The sequence below is a fragment of the Trinickia sp. HAY1-2D genome, assembly GCF_056754935.1.
Map to the genome: position 1 here is coordinate 1,025,157 of NZ_JBPGWX010000002.1, position 19,505 is coordinate 1,044,661.

Below are 19,505 nucleotides of genomic sequence, written 5' to 3' on the forward strand. Positions count from 1 at the left end.
CGCCGGTCAAAAATGGCCAGGGGCCTGCGGCTCACCTGATTTCTTTCAGCAGGTCCGCCTGCAGGAACAAGCCGTTGAGCCGCTTCTTGAAACATTCAATGGAGACGGCCTATATGCAACAAGATCCGGCCGACATCGCCCGTGCGAGTTATCTCGCCTATGTACGTAAAGACCGCGCCGCCATCGAGGCTCTGATCGGCGACGACTTTCATTTCACCAGCCCTCTGGATAACCGCTTGGATCGCAACACCTACTTCACACGTTGTTGGCCCAACAGCGAGACGATCACCGACTTTCAGTTCGTCGATGTCGTTGTTCACGGCGAACAAGTCTTCGTCGTGTACGAAGGAACGAGTTTTCGCAGTCGACGATTCCGCAATACCGAGAGGCTTACCATCCGTGGTGGCAAGATCGTCGAGGCAGAGGTCTATTTCGGCTGGTCCCTTCCGCACGACGTGCCCGATTGCGAGTTGGCGTGCGGCGCGGCCAGTTGCGCACGTTGGCTGAAAGCGCCTAGATTTTCCACCCCTTGCAAGGTTTACTACGGCGGCACAGTTACTACACTGCTAACGGGTCGCGGATATCAGACCGCGCGACCTTCTCCATCAGTTGCGCGCACTGCACGCTGTCGGAGGGAGCAGTGAGGGGACGCACGCATTGCGTGTGCGGCTTGCTCGTCTCGTTGGTCCGTCAAGGAGCATCGATCATGCAAACTGTTATAAGGAAATTTTCCGGAAAGGGTGCAAAGGAGTTATACGATCTGCTCGAGAAACGAACGACTGAGGTGGAGGAGCTGATGCGTTCGGTCAAGGGCTTCGTCAGCTACACCCTCGCACGCAGTGGAGATGGCGGATTTTCGGTAACCGTTTGCCAAGACAAGGCAGGCACTGATGAAAGCGTGCAAAAAGCGAAGGACTGGATCGCGAAAAACGCCGCAGACACGGGCGTGGGCGCGCCCGAAGTATTGGAAGGATCGGTCCTCATTTACCTGAAGTAACGTCTCCAAACCGTTCGACCAAGAAGTCGACAAACGTACGAATCTTCGCCGGCGGCCGCCGGTCCGCCGCGAACAGCAGGTGCATCGACCGCGACGCAGGCGCGTAGTCGGGCAATATCCGCACGAGTCGGCCAGCGTGCAAATCGTCGGCGAGCAGAACCTCGGGCTGCATGATGATGCCGAGCCCGGCGAGCGCCGCCATTTTCAGTGCTTCGCCGTTGTTGGCCGTCAGCACGAGCGAAACGGGCACGACAACTTCCCCGTCCGGTCCCGCCAAGCGCCAGCGGCGCCCTGCCACCGGATGCGCAAAGCCCAGACATCGATGGGCCGTCAGATCCGCCGGCACGGAAGGCGTCCCGTGCCGCTTCAGATAGGCAGGCGCGGCGCACACGACTGATCGATATGGGCGCAATCGTCGTGCAACTAGCGAGGAATCGGGTAGTTCGCCCACCCGCACCGCGACATCGAAGCCTTCGTCGACGAGATCGACTGCGCGATCGCTCAATACGAAGTCGATGTCGACGGCCGGATGCGCTTCGCGATAATCGATGCACGCGGGCGCCAGCGCATGGACACCGAACGATACCGGCGCCACCACGCGTAGCCGTCCGCGTGCTTCGTCTCGCAGTTCGACGCCGAGCGATTCCGCATCGCGAACGTCCGTCAGAATGCGCCGGCAACGTTCATAGTATTCGGCGCCGAGCTCTGTCAGGCTCTGGCGGCGCGTCGTGCGGTTCAACAAGCGCCCGCCCAGCCGCGCTTCGAGTGCACGGACGTGATGGCCCACCATGGTTCCCGTCAGCCGGAATTCCTCTGCGGCGGCCGAGAAACTGCCCCGTTCCACGACCCGCACGAAAATCGCCATGCTTTCCAGTCGATCCAATTGCGAAGCGTCCTTTCGTTATGTTCGAAGCAATTCCATCTTTTTCCCGGCGGGCTGCGTCGCAACAATGCCATCGATCGCCCGAATCTAAACCGGTGCGGCCTCGCAGATCAACACAGGAGAATTCGTCATGCTATCGCAACCCACGCTTCGCGAACGCGGCGCGGCATTGCTCGCGCAACTGCATGGCAGCGGTGCTGCCGACGCTTTGAGGGCCGACATGGAAGGGCTGTGCCCCGACTTTGTCGATATGTCGATCGAATGGGCGCTCGGCGGCGTCATGGCGCGGCCGGGCCTCGATCTCGTGACGCGCGAGCTCGTCGTCATCTCGTCTTGCGTGACGCTCGGGCACCCCGTCACGCAGTTGCGCGCGCACGTCCACGCCGCACTCGCAGCCGGCGCGACGCGCGAGCAGGTGATCGAAGCGATTCTGCAATTGATGTTCTATGCGGGCGGAGCGGCCGTTCGCAATGCACTCGTTCACTGCAAGGATCTGTTAGCGGAGCCGGCGTCGGCTCGGTAGGGCAACCAACGAGGGCTCTGTCAGCGCAAAGGCTATGGCGCGCCTGCCTTCAACTGCCGCGCGAGCAGATCGGCATGCGGCGCCAGCGCGAGAAAGTCGCGCGCGCAAAGGTAAAGCCGCCGCGCAGCCCATGCCTCCGATAGTGGCAGGATGGCAAGGTCCCGACGCAGCGTGCTCGCCAATACTTTGGACAGGATCGATACGCCGACGCCTGCCTCGACCAACATCGCCACATGCTCGACGCTGCGCAACTGGACGCGGTAGTAGAGCTGACGACCAAGACGCGACGCGCGTTCCGCAAGGTATGTTTCGAGCGCGGTATCCGCCATGCCGACAATCGGTTCGCCAAGAACTTCCGTGAATGCCACGGAGGCTTGCGTCGCCACGCGATGCGCGCGGCTGGCCACTACCACGAGTTCGTCCTCTGCAATCAGATGCGTCTGCAGGCTCGCGAGGTCGGTAGTGTCGGCCACGATGCCAAGGTCCGCGCGCCGGTCCACCAGCGCCTGGACGATCTCGGAACTAGGCCGTTCTTCGAGATCGACGGCAAGGTCGGGATGCGCCGCCAGGAACTGACATAGCCGGGGCGGCAGGAATGCCGCCAGCGCGGCGGTGTTGGACAGCAGTCGAATGCGTCCTTTCAGTCCCGTTGCGTAGGTACGCAACTCCCCGCGCATCTGCTCCACTTGGCCGAGGATCGAACGGGCATGCCGAATCAAGGCCTCGCCGGCCGCGGTTGCGCGCACGCCGCGACGGTTGCGCTCCAGCAACGGTGCGCCAAGCGCCGACTCCATGCCCGCGATGCGCTCACTGACCGACGCCAGCGCCAGGTGCATTTCTCGCGCGCCTTGCGTCAGGCTGCCGCATTCCACGACAGTCAGGAATAGCCGCATATCGGTCAAGTCGAAGCGCACGATAGGGGTCCTTTATCTGCTTTTCGTTTTTTCCGAAGTCTAGCACTGGAAATGCCAGATTGCGGATAGAGGGTCGAGTGCCTAGCATTACGGCCATGGAATCAATTTTTCTGATTTTTCTCGCTGGAATGGTGGCTGGTGCAATGAACGCACTAGCCGGAGGCGGCTCGTTTGTCAGCCTGCCTGCGCTGATCGCGGCGGGTGTGCCACCGGTTTATGCGAATACCTCCAGTACGGTTGCGCTGTTTCCTGGTGGCCTCGCCAGCGCGTGGGCCTATCGAGACGGCCTGGGTCCAGTCGGGTCGGTGCCGTTGCGCGCGTTGCTGGTTGCGACGCTGTGCGGTGGCCTGGTCGGAGCGATCCTGCTGCTGCACACCTCGTCCGCAGCATTCGCTTTCGTGTTGCCATGGCTGCTGCTGATCGCGTGCGTTGCGCTGTCGTTCGGACGGCGGATCGGCGCTGCGCTGCGGGCTCGCTGGCGCATTCGCGCAGGCGCGGTACTGGCCATCCAGTTCGCGCTCGGCGGGTATGGAGGCTACTTTGGGGGGGCGGTGGGGATCATGATGGTCGCCATATGGGGGCTGCTCGACAATCGCGATATCAAGCACCTCAATGCTCCCCGTACGCTGCTGGTCAGCGCGGCGAATCTTGTTGCAGTGCTGGCGTTCATCGGCGCGCAGGCGGTGCGCTGGCCCGAGACGCTGGCCATGCTGGCCGGCGCAATCCTGGGGGATACGGTGGCGCGCACCTTGGCCGGCGCGCCTCGCCGGCAATCATTCGTGCCGGCACGCTGCTGGCAACGTCCTGCATCACGCTGGCGTTCTTCGTGAAGACCTATGCGCCGATGCTGCTGCATCGTTGAGCATGTTGTACGCCCTGCTGGAAACCATTGGAGCGCTCGCCATCCTGGCAAGCATCGCGGCGCACGTAGCCATCTCGCGCCGCAAGCCTATCTCCCGCGACGTTTTCGGCTCGGCTCCTCGGTCCGATAGCGACCCAAGGTCTTCCCAGGTATGGTTTCCCATTAAAACATCCCACCCTCAGGTGAGGCAGCGCCACTCTCGCCCAGCTCCGTCGCCAGAAAATCGAGAAACACCTTCATCTTCGCCGGCAGGAAGTGCCGCGACGGATAGACGGCATAAATCGTGGTTTCGTCGCTTTCCCACTCGGTGAGCGCCGGCAGCAGCAAGCCCTCGGCCAACTGATTGCGCACGTAGAGTTCCGGAATGAGGCTCAAGCCGAACCCCGCAAGCAGCGCGTCGCGCACAGCAAGGCTCGAGGAAACCTTATAGCGGCTCGTCACAGGCACCGTCACCGTCCGTCCATCCTTGCGAAACGCCCAGGCGGCGGAGTGATCCGACAACGTGAACTGCACACAGCTATGGTTGGCGAGATCAAGTGGATCCTTGGGCATGCCGCAGCGCTCGAAATAAGACGGCGCAGCACACAGCACATGCTTGAGAACCATCAGCTTGCGCGCCACGAGCCGGGAATCCTCCAGTCTGTCGCTGCCGCGCAGCGCACAATCGTAGCCGTCGCGGATCAGATCGATGCGCCGGTCGTCCAAGTGAAGATCGAGCGAAAGGCCGGGGTGACGCGCCAAAAATCGCGGGAGCGATGGCGAGATCGTCAGCAGCGTCAGCGTGATGGGCGCGCTGACGCGAAGCTGTCCGGCAGCTCGTTGCTGCAATTCGCCCACCGAGCCGTCCGCTTCGTCGAGATCGTCCAAAATGCGCGCGATCCGCTCGTAATACTGCGCGCCGGCTTCGGTCAAACTGAGCCGCCGGGTCGTCCGGTTCAGCAATCTAGCGCGCAAATGCGTCTCCAATTCGCCGATGTTCTTGCTGACCGCAGCGGGAGACAGGCCCAATTGTTTCGCCGCCCGGCTAAAGCTGCCGACGGAGACGACGGTCCGAAACACAGTCAAGGCGGTCATGCGGTCCATGATTGCGCACCCCTGGTAAATAGTCTTTTCCGTTGACGCAATATTATCAATCGAGACGCGCGTAATTAGGATGACGAGGTGTCGCTAGCCGAACTTCTAGAAGGAGCCTCGTCATGCCGCTACCCACCGTCGCTTCAACCCTGCGTGTGCCCGTCCTCGATTCGACGATGAGCTACCGGCAGCAGGGCCCGGAAGACGCCCCCGTCGTGCTGTTCCTGCATGGGAATCCGACTTCGTCGTACATCTGGCGTAACATCATGCCTGCAGTCGCCGACACACACCGCGCCATCGCGCCGGACCTGATCGGTTATGGGCACTCGGGCAAGCCGGACATCGATTACCGCTTTGCCGATCACGTGCGCTACCTGGACGGTTTCATCGAAGCGCTGGGTCTGGGTACGTTCTATCTCGTGGCGCAGGACTGGGGCACGGCGCTGGCATTTCATTTCGCCACGCGTTTTCCTCAGCGCGTGAAGGGCTTGGCGTTCATGGAATTCATTCGGCCTTTCGACCGCTGGGACGAATTTCATCAAAATCCCCAGGCGCGTGCGACCTTTCAGAAGTTCCGCACACCGGGCATCGGCGAGGAAATGATCCAGCGCGACAATTTGTTCCTCGAACGGGTTCTTCCGGGCTCGGTCCGGCGCACGCTATCCAGCGAGGAACTCGCAACCTACAAGCAGCCTTTTCCGACGGAAGAATCGCGCAAGCCGATCTGGCGTCTGGCAAACGAATTACCGATCGAAGGGCAACCGCAAGATGTCCATCGATGCCTGACCGAAGCACACGCGGCGCTCGAGGCTTCCACGTATCCGAAGCTCTTGTTCGTCGGCGATCCGGGCGCAATCGTGTCGCCTGCCTTCGCGAGACAGTTTGCGGCGGGCCAGCGGAATATCGGCGTCGTCGAGTTGGGCGCGGGTTTTCATTATCTGCAGGAAGACCACGCGGCGCGGATCGGCGAAACGCTGCGCGCATGGATTGCCACGATCGAGGACGATTCGCGTCCGGGGGAGGTGCCTGCCGCGGGAGCACGCGAATCTTCTCACCACGGAACGGTCCGACCTTGGTAATCGAGATACTCCAACCCGGGACGCCCCAACTTGCTTAGCAGCACGTTCACGACTCCGGGCACGCTCTCGTCGATGGACAACCGTCCCTCGGGCCCTCCGAGGTCGGTCCGTACCCAGCCCGGCGCCATCAGCACCATGGGCCGTGGCGTACCCGCCTGGCGCGCGGCAAAGCTGCGCATGAACTGATTCAGCGCCGCCTTGCTGCCCCGATAGACTTCCCGCTGGCCTGTTTCGTTGTCGGCGATGCTGCCTTGTCCCGACGACATGATTCCAATCAGGCCGTCCGGTGCAACGAGATCGGAAAGGCGTTCGACCACGCGCATCGGGCTGAGCGCGTTGGTGATCATCAGGTTCACGAAATCCTCGGTCGATACTTCGCCAATCGTTTGAGTGGGATCCGGATTGGTAGTGCCCGCATTGACGAATAGCATCTCGAACGTACGTCCGGCCAGGCGTTCGCGCAAGGCGGCGATTTGCTCGGGCCGCGTGATGTCGAGCATCTCGATTTCAACCTGACCGGGACATGCATCGGCCAAGTCGTGCAGCAGCGTTCGGCGGCCGGCGCGGACAGTGCCCACCACATGCCATCCCTTCTTCACGAACTCGACCGCCATGGCGTGGCCAAGGCCGCGCGAGGCGCCGATCAGCGCAATGGTGCGGACAGGAGCGGAAGTGGAAATGTCTGGCATGGCGCGATCCTTTGTGCGAGTGACGTCATCGATTCTCCGGATAGCGGTCGGCTTGCGCCAGACGCCTGGGATGCAATCGACGGTTGCACGTAGCGCCATACCTCAGTCGTTTTCGACTATGCTGCGGGCATGTCACGCGTCGACCTCAATCTCTTGACCGCGCTCGATGCATTGCTGAGCGAACGCAGCGTTACGCGAGCCGCGCTACGCCTGAATGTGAGCGTTTCGGCAATGAGCCGCACGCTGGCGCGTCTGCGCGTAGCTACCGGCGACCGGTTGCTATTGCAAGCCGGCCGCGCGCTGGTTCTCACGCCTTACGCCGAGCAGTTGAGTCAGCGCCTTCCCGCGCTGCTGCGCCAAGCTCAGGCTGCGCTAAGCCGCGCCGACACTCGGCTGGAGATCGCGGCGCTCGAGCAGCGTTTCACTGTGCGAGCGGGGGAAGGCTTCATCGATCTGCTGGGAGCAGCGTTGATCGATCGGGTGCATCGAGCGGCGCCAGGTGTTCAGCTTCGCTTCACGCCGAAGCCCGATTGGAATGCGCAACCGCTAAGGGAAGGGGGCGTCGATCTGGAGATCGGCATCGTCAAAACCGCCGCGCCGGAGGTCCGCGCGCGCGTGCTCTTGCGCGACCGCTACGTCGGCGTGTGCCGCGTCGGCCATTCGCTGTTGAGCGATGGCGATGTCAGCATCGAGCGATGGACCGCGTACCCGCACGTCGATATATCTCGCACTGGCGAAGCCGATAGTCCGGTGGACGCGGTCCTCGCGTCGCGCGATCTGCGGCGGAACGTGCCGATCGTCGTGCCGTCATACACGAGCGCTATCCATCTTGTTCGTCAATCGGATTTGCTGGCCGTCGTCCCGCATTCGTGCTTGGGCAATGCCTTTGTGCCTGAGTATGCAACGGCCAACGGCGTGCAGAGCTTCGAGCTGCCGCTGGCCGTGCCGGCATTCAACGTCTCGGCGATTTGGCATCCGCGACTCGATCACGATCCGGCGCATCGCTGGTTTCGCGCCGAAGTGCTGGCGCTATGCTTGGCCGCTTACCCGCGCACTGCGAGTCGGGATGGACATTCATCGACCTGAGCCTCGGGCGGGACGCTTCGAACGTGTGCATACAATCTGTGAATCCTGCACGTTAGGCAGGCGCCATCTTCAATGTGACGATGCCCGCGACCACGAGCGCGACGCCGCCGAGTCGGATCAGCCCCGCGGGCTCTCCGAAGAGCGCAATGCCGAGCAGCACCGTTCCCGCCGCGCCAATTCCGGTCCACACCGCGTACGCCGTGCCCACGGGCAGCACTTGCAGTACGCGGCCCAACAGGAAGACGAACGCGGCGAGCAACAGCAAGGACACTACGCTCCAACCCAGCCGTGTGTAGCCGTCGGCGTATTTCATCGATACCGCCCAAGCGACATCGCAAAGCCCCGATACGATCAGCCAGCCCCATGCGGCCCCTTGGCTCATTGCGGTTATCCCGTTCATTGCATCGACGCTCCCGAGCGTTTGAGCAAATAAGCATCATGCCGAGTCAGAAACGCCCGCAGGCGCTCCTCATAGCCGGGCAAGACGGCATCCGTCACGCTGGGTCTTTCGAACAACGCGCGACGCCAAGCGTCGACCTTCGGCGTGTGCGCAAAGACGTCGGTGGGCACGAGCGCATCGAACACATCGAAGTATCTGAAGATCGGCGCGAACGCCGCGTCGACGAGGCACATTCGCGAACCGCAAAACAACGGACCGTCGCCGAGTTCCGCTTCGACGCGAACGAACTTCCGTTCCAGGGCCTCTCGCTTCGTCTCGTAGGTGGTCGCGTCGGTCGCGGTCTCGAAATGCCAGATATCCGCGAGGATGGCCGAAGCGAATTCGATCCAACTGCGATGCCGCGCCCGCTCGAGCGGATCCGACGGGTGCAGCGAGGGGCCCGCGCCGACATCTTCGAGGAATTCGCAAATGACCGCGCTCTCGAAGACGGCGGCAGGCGGCTCGGGGCCGTCCCCGCCGACGAGCAACAACGGAACTTTGCCGAGCGGCGATATCGCACGAAACCATGCGGGTTTGTCCGCGAGATCGATGTAGCGCCGCTCGAAAGCCACGCCTTTTTCAGCGAGTGCGATCGCGGCGCGCTGCACATAGGGACACAGCGCATGGCTCACGAGCGTGTAGGCCGGCGTTATCGACGACGCAGTCATGCCGGCACCTTCAATCCTTCGGCCTTCATCGCTTCGCGTACGGCCGGCCGCCGGCCAACCCGTTCGAGATAGGCGCGCAGACTCGGGAAGCCGGATAGGTCGACATCGACGAACCGCGACCAGCTGACGATGGTGAACAGATAAGCGTCGGCCACCGTGAAGGCTTCGCCCGCGAGAAAGGGTCCGCCCGCAGTCAAATGCGTTTCGACGTATCGCAGCCGCTCGGCAATCTTGCCGCGCGCGACTGCTTGGGCTTGCGCGCCGTATTCGTCGTGGAAGAGCCACGGGCTGTACATCTTGTGCAATTCGGTGGCGATGAAGTTCAGCCACGCTTGCAGGTGGACGCGCGCCATCGTTCCCGCCGGCGGCGCCAAGCCGCTTTCCGGCTTCATGTCGGCCAGGTATTGCACGATCGCGGGGCCTTCGGTCAGGACCGTGCCGTCGTCGAGTTCGAGCACCGGGACATAGCCGTTTGGATTGACAGCGGAGAAGTCGGTCCCGGAACCGGTGGTGTGCGGCGTTTTTGTGATGCTCACGCGTTCCAGTTCGAGCGCGATGCCGGCTTCGACGGCGACGATATGCGGCGACAACGAGCAGGCGCCGGCGGAGTAATAGAGCTTCATAGGGCCTCTTGAGCGATGGCGGTAAGTGAACGACCGGACCAGCATGCGGGTTGCGAGCGCGCAACGTCTATTGCGCAAATGCCATTTTGGATTGCATTCGCGCAAGCGGTCGTCAGCGTTTCGCCACGCTGGACTTGCCGAAATCGACCGCAAGGTCGCCGGGCCCTGCGCCGCCTAAATCGTCATGCACGCATCAGCCCGCGGACCGATCGGACTCGTCGTGGGCGTAGATGATCTGCGTGCCGTTGTCGGCGAGCCACTGGGCGAAATCCGCACCCAACCCCTCGTCGGTGACGAGGTAGTCGATCCGGTCCATCGCGCCGAATGCCGCGAACTCACGCTTTCCGAACTTTTTCGAATCGGCGAGCAGGTAGACCGTTTTCGCGGCATCGATCATCGCCCGTTTGACGTGCAAATCGATGAAGTCGGGGTACGAGATACCCGATTCTTTCGAGACACCGCCGGCCGCCAGGAACAGTTTGTCGACGAACATCCCCTGGAAAAACGTCGACGCCTTCTCCCCTGAAACCGCAATCGTCTCCGGCTTGAATTCGCCGCCTGTCAGCATGATCCGGTTGGTCGGCTCCGCGCCCAGGATAATGGCGATGTTCAGCGCATTCGTCACAATCCGCAGGTGCTGTCGATCGAGCAGGTTCTTCGCGAGTTCGGTCGTCGTCGCCCCGCAATCGAGAATGATGGAGTCGCCGTTTCCGATGAGCGTCGCAGCCATCCGGCCGATCAGTGCCTTCTCGGGGCTCGTCGGAAGAATGTTGGTTCGATCGGCGACAGGTCGCGCCTGACCGGCCTGCGGCGTCACGAGGCGGACGTTGCCGTGGACGCGTTCGACGCGGCCATGTTTCTGAAGCTCGTCGATGTCCTTTCGAATGGTTGGCATCGAAACGCCAAACTCGCTCGAGAGCTCGGAAAGCTTGATCAGCTTGGCGGCCTGCACCCTCTCGAAAATCTTTTCTGTTCTCGTCCGTTGGTCCATTGTTCTCTTCCCGCGAAGCGACCGAGCGGCTTCGCCACATCCGCCAATATTGTGCCCTAAACGACCACGATATGGTCCGATCCGGGGTTTACCCTCTTTCCTTTGATTTCTCTTTGACTTTCGAAAGAAAGTAAAAGAAACTTAAATCAAGCAAACGGGAAGTGCGGGAGTCGGAATGCAAAACCCTTACAAGCAGTCTGGAGACGCGCTGCATCGGCGGGCGCAAGAAATCCGTAAAAAGATCTGCGTGATGAACTCCGCTGCCAGGAGCGGCCATACGGGCGGTGACATGTCGGAGGCCGACGTGCTCGCAGCGCTTTACTTCCACGTGCTCCGCTATGAGGTGCAAGCTGACCGGACGGTGAAATGGCACGATGAATTCATCCTCAGCAAGGGACACGGCGTAGGAGGGCTCTATGCCTGCTTTGCCGAACTCGGTTGGCTCACCGACGACGAACTGCTGACCTACCTGAAAGACGATTCGCGCCTGCCGGGTCATCCGGTGCGCGAAAAGCTGCCGTCACTGGTGACCGTCAATACGGGCGCTTTAGGGCACGGCTTGCCCATCGCGGCGGGGCTGGCGATGGCGAAGCAGCGTCATGCAAGCCATGTGGAGGGCTCGCCCGGCCGGGTTTTCGTGCTGACGGGCGACGGTGAGCTCGAAGAGGGTTCGAACTGGGAAGCCGCGATGGCGGCGGCACATTTCGAACTGGCGAACCTGGTCGTGATCGTGGATCGCAACCGCCTGCAACTGGCGGACTTCACCCACAACATCATGGACATGGATCCGCTCGACGAGAAATTCCGGGCTTTCGGCTTCGAGGTCCATGACGTCAACGGAAACCAGGCGGATTCGATTTGGAAACTAATAGAAAGCCTGGATTTCGAGAACGGAAAGCCCAAAGTCGTCATCGCTCACACCATCAAGGGGCGCGGCGTGTCGTTCATGGAGAACGTACCCGCGTGGCACCACAAGTTTCCGGACGAAAAGCAACTTCGACAGGCACTGGAGGAACTGGACCATGCGTGAGTACGCCGATTTGCGAGACGGTGTGATCAGCGCACTCGGACGGTTGACGGCCGCAGGCCGGGACATTCTCGTGATGGTCGCGGATTCGACCTCCACGTCCAAGATCGCCCCTTTCCTCGAGACCTATCCCGAACGGGTCATCAACGTGGGAATCGCCGAACAGAACATGGTCGGAATGGCTGCAGGGCTGGCCCTGGGCGGCCATGTCGTCTTCACCGCCAATGCCGCGCCGTTCCTCGTCGCCCGCGCGAACGAGCAGGTCAAAAACGATGTCTGCTACAGCGCGACGAACGTCAAAATGCTCGGACTGAATGCCGGAGTGGCTTATGGTCCGCTAGCGTCGACCCACCACGCGATCGACGACATCTCGATCATGAGCGGATTCGGAAACGTCCAGATTCTCGCGCCTTGCGACGAGGTCGAAGTGATTCAGATGGTCGAATACGCAGCCGCCGTCGAAGGGCCCGTCTACATCCGGCTCGACAATGCGAAGTTTCCCATCGTGCACGAGGCGGACTACCGGTTCCAGCCAGGCCGTCCCGACGTGGTGATGCGGGGCAGCCGCGTCGTTGTGATCGCGTTGGGCTCCGTGGTCGGCGAAGCGCTCGATGCTTGCGAACGGGTGAAGGCGCAGCACAACATCGCCCCGACGCTCGTGAATCTGTCATCGATCCGGCCGCTCGATCAAGACGCCCTCGCGAAGATCATTGCGGCTCATGACTGCGTCGTCACAGTGGAAGAACACTCGCTTCACGGCGGGATCGGCGCGATCACCGCGGTCTTGATGGCGCGACGCCAGCTTGCGAAGCCGCTCACGATGCTCGGAATCACCGAAGGCGAGTTCGCCAAGTACGGCACGCGCAAAGGAATCCGGCGCCACTACCGCATTGACGCGGCAGGCATTGCCGAAGCGATCTGCGCGCAGTGCGCGCACTGAACGTACAGCTAGATTTCAAGGAGACACTGGCATGGCCATTCAGTACGACATGTCGCTGCGTCATGGCGTCGACTTCGACTTCCGGCTCGACGGCAAGATTGCCGTCGTAACGGGCGGTCTGGGCGGTATCGCGATGGCAACGAATGCGGCACTAATCGCCAAGGGCGCGCGCGTCGCCATTTTCTATCCCAGCTTCGAAGAGCCACGAGTGAAGGATGCAATCGAGGCGCTCGGGGCGGCAAACGCCGCCGCATTTGCCTGTGACGTTGCGAACGAGGCCGATGTCGCGAAGGCGATGAAGGCGGCGCTCGATCGCTTCGGCGATTTGCATCTTCTCGTCAATGCCGCCGGCTGCATCACGCTTACGCCTGCGGAAGACATCAGCCTCGATGAGTGGCAAAAGCAGATCGGTGTAAATCTCACGGGCCCGTTTCTCTGCTCGAAGCATTTCGCTCGACACGTTCTGGCGAGCGGCCACGGCGGCAAGATCGTCAACATCGCCTCTCAAGCCGCGACCGTGGCGATCGACAAGCATTGTGCCTACACGTCGGCGAAGGCCGGGCTGATCGGCATGACCAAGGTGCTTGCCAAAGAATGGGCCCTGCGTGGGGTCACGGTCAACACCGTTTCGCCCACCGTCGTGCTCACCCCGATGGGTGCGGCTGCGTGGGACGGCGAAAAAGGCGAAGCGATGAAAAAGCAGATCCCTGTCGGACGGTTCGCTTACACGGATGAAATTGCCGCCGCAATCCTGTTTCTGCTTTCGAACGGTGCGGACATGATCACGGGCGCCGACATCATGATCGATGGGGGATACACGATCTGTTGATGGCACTTTGAGCGCAGCCGGACGAGGCTGCAACGTTGATAAAGACACTAACCTGGAGACAAAAATGCTGAGGAAATTCGCACTCGCGGCTGCCGTTGCTGCCTCGCTCGCAGCGGTCCATTCCATCGATGCGCTCGCCGCTTCGAAAGGGACCATCGCAATTCTCGTCAACGCCCTCGACAACCCCTATTACGCCGCGGAAGCGAAGGGCGCCGATGCCGAGGCCAAGAAGCTTGGTTACGATACGATCGTGTTGTCGCACGGCGAGGATGTGAACAAGCAAAACGAACTGATCAATCTGGTGATCGGCAAGGGCGTGAAGGGTATCGTTCTCGACAATGCGGATTCCAACAGCAGCGTTGCGACCGTTCGCACTGCCCAGGAAAAGAAGGTGCCTGTCGTGCTGATCAACCGCGAGATTCCGAAGGACGGCATCGCAATTGCGCAACTGAGCCACAACAATCTACAGGCTGGTACTGAAGTCGCGCAAAAGTTCGTCGAGGCGATCGGCGAGAAGGGCGAGTACGTCGAACTCACCTGCAACTTGGCCGACAAGAATTGCGTGACTCGGTCGCAGGCATTCCACCAGGTGCTCGACCAGTATCCCGATCTGAAGATGGTGGCCCGCCAGGATGCCAAGGGTGCGCTGCTGCCGGGCAAGCAGGCGATGGATTCGATCCTGCAGGAACACCCGAACATCAAGGGCGTCATTTGCGGTAACGGTCCCGTTGCACTCGGTGCGATCGCATCGCTCGAATCGGCCGGAAAGAAGAGCGTTGTCGTGATGGGTATCGACGGCAGCAACGATGAGCGCGATTCGATTCTGCAGAGCAAGCTCAAGGCCAGTGTCATGTTGCAGGCGCAAGGCATTGCGAAACACGGCGTCGACCTGCTCGACAAGTACATCGCGACTGGCAAGACAGGCGAACCGGAACGTCAGCTCACGCGTGGCATTCTGATCACCAAGGACAACGCTTCGCACGTCAAAGACTTCTATTACAACAAGTAGGCGCATGGGGCGTTGGAGCGGGTGCGGCGAGGGCGGCACCTGCGCAAATGTCGTCAAGAGAGGTAGTCATGGTTTCTTCCCCATCTGCAGCCGGGCTGGCGCTGGTAGTGCTCGGCGCCGTTTCGGTTGCCGGGTGTCACGTCGTGACGGATACCGAACTCGCCGAGATTCGCTCTCAGGGACAGCATCAGGGCCCGGATCCCGAAAAAATCCTGAGCGAACAACTGATCCCGTATGCGGACAAAGCGGCCAAGCCGGCTGCTCAGGTGATCGGCGCGGCCGGCCAGAATTTCGATAGCGCCTGCAAGGAGTACGGTTTCCGTCAAAGCACGGCTTTTCCATGCGACTTCTGGATTCGTGTGCGCGGCAAGGTCACCAAGGTCGACACTTCATCGCGCGTTGGAAAGGCGTACGTGGATGTCACGCCTTCGTCCGGCGGCGATCCAGTGCATATCGCACTCGAGACAGGCCCGGTCGTCATTGGCACGGGCGTTCGCGACGGCTTTCCCGGTATCAAGTACAGCGACTTCGACGACCAGACGCGCTTCGCGGTATTTGGACAGGAGCTGAACAAACTCGTCGTCGCGCGAGCGCAAAAATCGCTGAAGCTCAAGGTGGGCGACACGGTTGATGTGGCAGCGGTCTACAGCAGCTGGAGCGAGCCCGCCGGTGAAATCCGCGCGATTCCGGTGGCCTGGAAATGAGCGAATCCCGAACCATGAATCCGGTCAACGTCATCGAGACGCGCGGGTTGTCCAAGGTCTACCCCGGGACCGCGGCACTATTGGACGTCGACTACAAGGTGCGACGCGGCAAGGTCAACGTGCTGATCGGCGAAAACGGCGCGGGTAAATCGACGTTGATGAAATTGCTCGCCGGCGCGGAAGTCCCGACGTCCGGAGAAATCCTGGTAGACGAGAAGATCGCGCAGATCTCGGACGTGCGCAGCGCGGAGAGGCATGGCATCGGCATCATCTTTCAGGAATTGAACCTGTTCCCCGAGATGACGGTTGCCGAAAATATCTTCGCCGGAAACGAACTGACCAGTTCCGGGGTGATCCGCCGCAAGGACGAGGACCATCAGGCAAGGATTCTGCTCGATCGTCTGCAGATTCCGATCGACCCGCGCACGCGGCTAGGCGATCTCTACGTCGGACAACAGCAACTGGTGGAAATCGCCAAGGCGCTCTCCAAGCACATCAAGGTGCTGATCATGGACGAGCCGACTTCCGCTCTCTCGAAGACCGAAGTCGAGGTTCTCTTCAAGATCATTGCGCAACTGAAGGAAGAGGGCGTCACGGTCATTTACATCTCCCACCGTCTAGAAGAGGTCATGGCGATCGGCGACTGCATTACGGTGCTGCGTAATGGACGCCTCGTGGCGGAAGACGATATTGCGAATATCGACATTCCCTGGATCATCGAAGCGATGGTGGGATCGTCGAAAAAGCGATTCGCGTTCGAGCAGCATGCAATCGGTCCGGAGGTTCTCAAGGTCAAGGACCTTGCTCTCAAGCGGCCCAATGGTATCTACGCGGTTGACCATGTTTCATTTTCCGTCAGGGCCGGTGAGGTCATCGGTATCTACGGTCTGATGGGGGCGGGTCGTACGGAACTGCTCGAGTCGTTGCTGGGCGCGCAGCCGCTGGCGCTCGGCGAAATCGAGTTGGCCGGCAAGGCGATCGAAGATCTCCCGATCCACAAACGGATCGAGGCTGGCATCGCGCTGGTACCGGAGGACAGGCAGAAGCAGGGGATGGTGCAGTTGATGTCGATCCTCGAAAACATGACGCTCTCGAGTCTGTCGAAGTTCACCCGGCGTTTCTCGTTCGGCGCACTGCGACGTGACAAACAGCTCGAGGCATCGACCGATATCGTCAAGCGCCTCGCGATCAAGGCCGCTTCCGTCGATGCGCCCATTACGTCGTTGTCGGGCGGGAATATGCAGAAGGTCGTGATCGGCAAGGCGCTGCTGACATCGCCGAAGGTACTGCTGATGGACGAGCCGACGCGAGGGATCGACGTCGGTGCCAAAGAGGACGTCTACAAGACGATTAGCCTCCTCGCGAACTCGGGTATCGCAGTCGTGTACGCGACCTCGGAGCTGGATGAAGCAATGGCTGTTTCCAATCGGGTCTTCGTGATGGCCAGCGGAAAATTGACGGCAATCATGGAGCGTTCGCGGTTCGACAGCGAACGCATCGTGCGCGCGTCCACGCCCGCAACAGCCGTAGTGTGAAGCATTTTGAGGCACAAACCATGAGCACTCCGAACAGCAGCAATCCTTCGATCCAGCCGGTTCACGGCAAACACAACCGTCAGTCTGCTTACATGGCTGCCCGCATCGCGGTGAGCGTGCTCAAGCTGCGGATCTTCATTGCACTCTTTGCGATCATCATCGTGTTCTCGCTTGCGGCGGAAAACTTCCTCTCGGCAGGCAACATGTTGATCATGGCGAAACACGTCACCATCGTCGCCATTCTCTCGATCGGAATGACGCTCGTTATTCTGACCGGGGGCATCGACCTCTCGGTCGGCTCCATAGTCGGCATCAGCGGTATGGCGGCGGGGTATCTTTTGCTCGAAGGCGTCAAGCTTGGCCACTACGTGGTGTTTTTCAACCCGTGGGGAGTGACGCTGATCGCTTGCGCGTTGGGTGCGGTCATCGGCGCGGTGAACGGCTACCTGATCACGGCGCTCAACGTGGCGCCGTTCATTGCAACGCTCGGCATGTTGTACGTCGTGCGCGGCGCAGCGCTGCTCGTCAACAATGGCGGCACCTTTGCCGATCTCGGGGGCAACCCGGCTCTGGGCAACACGGGCTTCGAGTTCCTCGGAAACGGCACGATTCTCGGGCTTTCGATGCCCGTGTGGATCATGGTGATTCTCGCCGCCGTCACGATTTTCATTGCAAAGCGCACGCCGCTCGGTCGCCGCATCTATGCGATCGGAGGCAATGAGCAGGCCGCTCGCTTTTCCGGAATTCGTACCAATCGGGTGAAGCTGTTCGTCTACATGTTCTCGGGTTTTTGCGCGGCGATCGTCGGGCTCGTGATCACAGCTCAATTGCAGACCGCGCACCCATTGACGGGCCAGACGTTCGAATTGAATGCGATTGCCGCGGTCGTGTTGGGCGGTACCGCATTGATGGGTGGCCGCGGCACGGTCTTCGGTTCGGTCGTCGGTGCCTGTGTGATCAGTATTCTCGGCGATGGCATGGTGATGTGCGGCATCAGCGATTTCTGGCAGATGGTCATCAAGGGCCTCGTCATCATCTTCGCGGTAGTCATCGACCAGTTGCAACAGCGTTTGCAAACCCGCATGGTTTCGCTCACCGCGTGAGCGTCTGGACTCGAACTGCCTTCATGAAAGCGGACATGCAATACATTCTGGCGATCGATCAAGGCACGAGCGGTACGAAGGCGCTCGTTTTCGACTCCGAAGGGCAGGTGCACGCCCGTGGCTTCGTAGCTGTGCCTTGTACCCATCCGCGTACGGGATTCGTCGAGCAGGATCCGGATCTCATCTACGAGTCGGTGCTGCAAGCTGTATCCAGTTGCCTCGGCGCGTTCGAAGGCGAGAGCAAGGACATCGCTGGTGTCGGGATATCGAACCAGCGCGAGACGGTCGTGCTTTGGGACGCGGAAGGTCGGCCCATCGTGCCGGCGGTATCGTGGCAATGTCAACGTTCGCTTGCCATATGCGACCGGTTCAAGAGGGAAGGTAGGGGACCCGCCATTGCCGAGAAGACGGGGCTGTTGATCGACCCGTACTTCTCGGGTACGAAGCTCGTCTGGTTGAACGAAAACGATGAGCAGGTGCGATCGCATATCAAGGCGGGCACAGCGCACTTCGGTACGGTGGATAGCTGGTTGCTGCATCGTTTGACCGGGGGTACGGCGTACCGCACCGACTATACGAACGCGTCCCGGACGATGCTGTTCGACCTTCGCAATCTGGAATGGGATCGTGAACTGCTCGCTGATTTCGGTTTGCAGGGGCTGCAACTGCCCGAACCGCATCCGTCGTCATTCGATTTCGGTGCAAGCGATTTCGATGGCATCTTCGATCGGCCTGTGCCGATCGTATCGATGATCGGTGACTCTCATGCAGCGGCCGTCGGCGAGGGATGCCTGAGCCCCGGTATGGCCAAGGCCACGATGGGCACTGGCTCGTCGATCATGATGAACGTGGGCAACAAGCCTTTGCCTGCCACTCACGGCCTGGTGTCGACCGTTTGCCTTGCCACTGACCAACGTATCGATTACGCACTCGAAGGCATCGTGATAAGTGCGGGTTCGACGCCTTCGTTCCTGAAAGAGAAACTGCGACTCTTCGACGACTTCATAGAGGCGGAGCGCGCGTTCACGGAGTACGACAACGGCGGCGTCTTTTTCATTCCCGCGTTTTCAGGAATCGGATGCCCGCATTGGAAATATCCGGGCGGCGCACAGATCCTAGGCCTGAACTTTTCGACATCATGGCAAAACGTGGTGCGGGCGGCTTATGAGTCGATCGTCTACCAAATCAAGGACGTGATCTCCGTCATGGAGGGCGAGGCCCATGTCCCGCTGCGCGAACTTTTCGTCGACGGTGGGTTGGTGCAGAGACCGTTCCTTCTTCAATATCTCGCCGACACGTTGAATCGGCCCGTCAGTACGCTCGCACTGAGCGAAATATCGGCCGCAGGCGCGGCAGTGCTTGCGGCGTTGAAGCTTGGGGCGATCAGTTCCCTCGACGAATATCGCAAGACCCGGGTGGTGGCAAGACGTGTAGAGCCGGGGGCGGGCGTCGAAGCTGCCTCGAGAAATCACGCTCAGTGGTTGCAATGGATCGGGCGGCTTTGAGCTCCGTCGATTAATGGAGATCGAG

Annotated in this window: 20 protein-coding genes and 2 pseudogenes; 14 read left to right on the plus strand and 8 right to left on the minus strand. The window is 60.9% G+C overall.

What is annotated here, in order from left to right; genetic code table 11:
- Positions 1 to 113: 113 nt before the first annotated feature.
- Together ACR9ZC_RS11720 and ACR9ZC_RS11725 are read left to right on the plus strand one after the other, a co-directional pair.
- Positions 114 to 464 (plus strand): annotated as a pseudogene (locus tag ACR9ZC_RS11720) (nuclear transport factor 2 family protein); the annotation flags it as partial.
- Positions 465 to 706: 242 nt separating this feature from the next.
- The gene (locus ACR9ZC_RS11725) at positions 707 to 997 is read left to right on the plus strand and encodes a hypothetical protein (protein ID WP_481580398.1); all 291 of its coding nucleotides are present in this window, start codon (positions 707 to 709) and stop codon (positions 995 to 997) included.
- Here the strand turns inward: ACR9ZC_RS11725 and ACR9ZC_RS11730 are convergent.
- Positions 981 to 1,880 (minus strand): LysR family transcriptional regulator, encoded by a 900-nt coding sequence (locus ACR9ZC_RS11730; RefSeq protein WP_481580399.1) that lies wholly within the window; start codon positions 1,878 to 1,880, stop codon positions 981 to 983. The genes ACR9ZC_RS11725 and ACR9ZC_RS11730 overlap by 17 nt on opposite strands.
- Before the next feature lie 130 nt (positions 1,881 to 2,010).
- Between ACR9ZC_RS11730 and ACR9ZC_RS11735 the strand changes: the two genes are divergently transcribed.
- Positions 2,011 to 2,403, plus strand: coding sequence for a carboxymuconolactone decarboxylase family protein (locus ACR9ZC_RS11735; protein WP_481580400.1), 393 nt, complete (start codon positions 2,011 to 2,013; stop codon positions 2,401 to 2,403).
- Between the two features lie 32 nt (positions 2,404 to 2,435).
- Here ACR9ZC_RS11735 and ACR9ZC_RS11740 read toward each other — a convergent pair whose 3' ends face one another.
- On the minus strand, positions 2,436 to 3,317 hold the full coding sequence (locus ACR9ZC_RS11740) for a LysR substrate-binding domain-containing protein (protein ID WP_481580401.1): 882 nt from the start codon (positions 3,315 to 3,317) through the stop codon (positions 2,436 to 2,438).
- A 95-nt stretch (positions 3,318 to 3,412) separates the two neighbouring features.
- Here ACR9ZC_RS11740 and ACR9ZC_RS11745 point away from each other — a divergent pair.
- Positions 3,413 to 4,179: pseudogene (locus ACR9ZC_RS11745) on the plus strand (sulfite exporter TauE/SafE family protein).
- 162 nt (positions 4,180 to 4,341) lie between these two features.
- Here the strand turns inward: ACR9ZC_RS11745 and ACR9ZC_RS11750 are convergent.
- Complete coding sequence (locus ACR9ZC_RS11750) at positions 4,342 to 5,262, minus strand: LysR family transcriptional regulator (RefSeq protein ID WP_481580402.1); 921 nt, start codon at positions 5,260 to 5,262, stop codon at positions 4,342 to 4,344.
- A 113-nt stretch (positions 5,263 to 5,375) separates the two neighbouring features.
- Here ACR9ZC_RS11750 and ACR9ZC_RS11755 point away from each other — a divergent pair, with 113 nt between their 5' ends.
- Positions 5,376 to 6,332 (plus strand): haloalkane dehalogenase, encoded by a 957-nt coding sequence (locus tag ACR9ZC_RS11755; RefSeq protein ID WP_481580403.1) that lies wholly within the window; start codon positions 5,376 to 5,378, stop codon positions 6,330 to 6,332.
- Here ACR9ZC_RS11755 and ACR9ZC_RS11760 read toward each other — a convergent pair.
- Complete coding sequence (locus ACR9ZC_RS11760) at positions 6,305 to 7,021, minus strand: SDR family NAD(P)-dependent oxidoreductase (protein ID WP_481580404.1); 717 nt, start codon at positions 7,019 to 7,021, stop codon at positions 6,305 to 6,307. The two genes, ACR9ZC_RS11755 and ACR9ZC_RS11760, sit on opposite strands and share 28 nt — an antisense overlap.
- 129 nt (positions 7,022 to 7,150) lie before the next feature.
- Here ACR9ZC_RS11760 and ACR9ZC_RS11765 point away from each other — a divergent pair, with 129 nt between their 5' ends.
- The gene (locus tag ACR9ZC_RS11765) at positions 7,151 to 8,107 is read left to right on the plus strand and encodes a LysR family transcriptional regulator (protein WP_481580405.1); all 957 of its coding nucleotides are present in this window, start codon (positions 7,151 to 7,153) and stop codon (positions 8,105 to 8,107) included.
- A gap of 52 nt (positions 8,108 to 8,159) precedes the next feature.
- Here the strand turns inward: ACR9ZC_RS11765 and ACR9ZC_RS11770 are convergent, their stop codons facing one another.
- The 4 genes from ACR9ZC_RS11770 to ACR9ZC_RS11785 form a co-directional block, all read right to left on the minus strand.
- Positions 8,160 to 8,489 carry a DMT family transporter gene (locus tag ACR9ZC_RS11770; RefSeq protein WP_481580406.1) on the minus strand — a complete coding sequence of 110 codons (330 nt, stop codon included), beginning with the start codon at positions 8,487 to 8,489 and terminating at the stop codon, positions 8,160 to 8,162.
- A 14-nt stretch (positions 8,490 to 8,503) separates the two neighbouring features.
- Positions 8,504 to 9,214, minus strand: a complete 711-nt coding sequence (locus tag ACR9ZC_RS11775) for a glutathione S-transferase family protein (protein ID WP_481580407.1) — start codon at positions 9,212 to 9,214, stop codon at positions 8,504 to 8,506.
- Entirely contained in the window at positions 9,211 to 9,837 is a 627-nt protein-coding gene (gene gstA / locus ACR9ZC_RS11780) for a glutathione transferase GstA (protein WP_481580408.1), read from the minus strand. Before gstA ends, ACR9ZC_RS11775 begins: the two co-directional genes overlap by 4 nt.
- Positions 9,838 to 10,030: 193 nt before the next feature.
- Positions 10,031 to 10,828 (minus strand): DeoR/GlpR family DNA-binding transcription regulator, encoded by a 798-nt coding sequence (locus tag ACR9ZC_RS11785; protein WP_481580409.1) that lies wholly within the window; start codon positions 10,826 to 10,828, stop codon positions 10,031 to 10,033.
- A 175-nt stretch (positions 10,829 to 11,003) separates the two neighbouring features.
- Here ACR9ZC_RS11785 and ACR9ZC_RS11790 point away from each other — a divergent pair, with 175 nt between their 5' ends.
- The 8 genes from ACR9ZC_RS11790 (at position 11,004) to ACR9ZC_RS11825 (ending at position 19,480) form a co-directional block, all read left to right on the plus strand.
- Positions 11,004 to 11,858: a transketolase gene (locus tag ACR9ZC_RS11790; protein ID WP_481580410.1), complete on the plus strand. Its 855-nt coding sequence runs from the start codon at positions 11,004 to 11,006 to the stop codon at positions 11,856 to 11,858.
- Entirely contained in the window at positions 11,851 to 12,795 is a 945-nt protein-coding gene (locus tag ACR9ZC_RS11795) for a transketolase family protein (protein WP_481580411.1), read from the plus strand. Before ACR9ZC_RS11790 ends, ACR9ZC_RS11795 begins: the two co-directional genes overlap by 8 nt.
- 31 nt (positions 12,796 to 12,826) lie before the next feature.
- On the plus strand, positions 12,827 to 13,624 hold the full coding sequence (locus ACR9ZC_RS11800; protein ID WP_481580412.1) for a GolD/DthD family dehydrogenase: 798 nt from the start codon (positions 12,827 to 12,829) through the stop codon (positions 13,622 to 13,624).
- A 64-nt stretch (positions 13,625 to 13,688) separates the two neighbouring features.
- Positions 13,689 to 14,633, plus strand: a complete 945-nt coding sequence (locus tag ACR9ZC_RS11805; protein ID WP_331567678.1) for a D-ribose ABC transporter substrate-binding protein — start codon at positions 13,689 to 13,691, stop codon at positions 14,631 to 14,633.
- 68 nt (positions 14,634 to 14,701) lie between these two features.
- The gene (locus ACR9ZC_RS11810) at positions 14,702 to 15,337 is read left to right on the plus strand and encodes a DUF2291 family protein (protein ID WP_481580413.1); all 636 of its coding nucleotides are present in this window, start codon (positions 14,702 to 14,704) and stop codon (positions 15,335 to 15,337) included.
- Positions 15,334 to 16,872, plus strand: coding sequence for a sugar ABC transporter ATP-binding protein (locus ACR9ZC_RS11815; protein ID WP_481580414.1), 1,539 nt, complete (start codon positions 15,334 to 15,336; stop codon positions 16,870 to 16,872). Before ACR9ZC_RS11810 ends, ACR9ZC_RS11815 begins: the two co-directional genes overlap by 4 nt.
- A 20-nt stretch (positions 16,873 to 16,892) precedes the next feature.
- A complete protein-coding gene (locus ACR9ZC_RS11820) occupies positions 16,893 to 17,975 on the plus strand; it encodes an ABC transporter permease (RefSeq protein ID WP_481580415.1) in 1,083 nt (360 codons plus the stop codon).
- A 35-nt stretch (positions 17,976 to 18,010) separates the two neighbouring features.
- Positions 18,011 to 19,480 (plus strand): FGGY-family carbohydrate kinase, encoded by a 1,470-nt coding sequence (locus ACR9ZC_RS11825; RefSeq protein WP_481580416.1) that lies wholly within the window; start codon positions 18,011 to 18,013, stop codon positions 19,478 to 19,480.
- The last annotated feature ends 25 nt before the right edge of the window (positions 19,481 to 19,505 follow it).

Excerpts from the sequence above, each read along its gene's own strand:
- ACR9ZC_RS11725 (WP_481580398.1), top strand. The coding sequence starts at position 707 with ATGCAAACTGTTATAAGGAAATTTTCCGGAAAGGGTGCAAAGGAGTTA.
- ACR9ZC_RS11735 (WP_481580400.1), top strand. The coding sequence starts at position 2,011 with ATGCTATCGCAACCCACGCTTCGCGAACGCGGCGCGGCATTGCTCGCG.
- ACR9ZC_RS11750 (WP_481580402.1), bottom strand. The coding sequence starts at position 5,262 with ATGGACCGCATGACCGCCTTGACTGTGTTTCGGACCGTCGTCTCCGTC.
- ACR9ZC_RS11755 (WP_481580403.1), top strand. The coding sequence starts at position 5,376 with ATGCCGCTACCCACCGTCGCTTCAACCCTGCGTGTGCCCGTCCTCGAT.
- ACR9ZC_RS11760 (WP_481580404.1), bottom strand. The coding sequence starts at position 7,021 with ATGCCAGACATTTCCACTTCCGCTCCTGTCCGCACCATTGCGCTGATC.
- ACR9ZC_RS11765 (WP_481580405.1), top strand. The coding sequence starts at position 7,151 with ATGTCACGCGTCGACCTCAATCTCTTGACCGCGCTCGATGCATTGCTG.
- ACR9ZC_RS11770 (WP_481580406.1), bottom strand. The coding sequence starts at position 8,489 with ATGAGCCAAGGGGCCGCATGGGGCTGGCTGATCGTATCGGGGCTTTGC.
- ACR9ZC_RS11775 (WP_481580407.1), bottom strand. The coding sequence starts at position 9,214 with ATGACTGCGTCGTCGATAACGCCGGCCTACACGCTCGTGAGCCATGCG.
- gstA (WP_481580408.1), bottom strand. The coding sequence starts at position 9,837 with ATGAAGCTCTATTACTCCGCCGGCGCCTGCTCGTTGTCGCCGCATATC.
- ACR9ZC_RS11785 (WP_481580409.1), bottom strand. The coding sequence starts at position 10,828 with ATGGACCAACGGACGAGAACAGAAAAGATTTTCGAGAGGGTGCAGGCC.
- ACR9ZC_RS11790 (WP_481580410.1), top strand. The coding sequence starts at position 11,004 with ATGCAAAACCCTTACAAGCAGTCTGGAGACGCGCTGCATCGGCGGGCG.
- ACR9ZC_RS11795 (WP_481580411.1), top strand. The coding sequence starts at position 11,851 with ATGCGTGAGTACGCCGATTTGCGAGACGGTGTGATCAGCGCACTCGGA.
- ACR9ZC_RS11800 (WP_481580412.1), top strand. The coding sequence starts at position 12,827 with ATGGCCATTCAGTACGACATGTCGCTGCGTCATGGCGTCGACTTCGAC.
- ACR9ZC_RS11805 (WP_331567678.1), top strand. The coding sequence starts at position 13,689 with ATGCTGAGGAAATTCGCACTCGCGGCTGCCGTTGCTGCCTCGCTCGCA.
- ACR9ZC_RS11810 (WP_481580413.1), top strand. The coding sequence starts at position 14,702 with ATGGTTTCTTCCCCATCTGCAGCCGGGCTGGCGCTGGTAGTGCTCGGC.
- ACR9ZC_RS11815 (WP_481580414.1), top strand. The coding sequence starts at position 15,334 with ATGAGCGAATCCCGAACCATGAATCCGGTCAACGTCATCGAGACGCGC.
- ACR9ZC_RS11820 (WP_481580415.1), top strand. The coding sequence starts at position 16,893 with ATGAGCACTCCGAACAGCAGCAATCCTTCGATCCAGCCGGTTCACGGC.
- ACR9ZC_RS11825 (WP_481580416.1), top strand. The coding sequence starts at position 18,011 with ATGCAATACATTCTGGCGATCGATCAAGGCACGAGCGGTACGAAGGCG.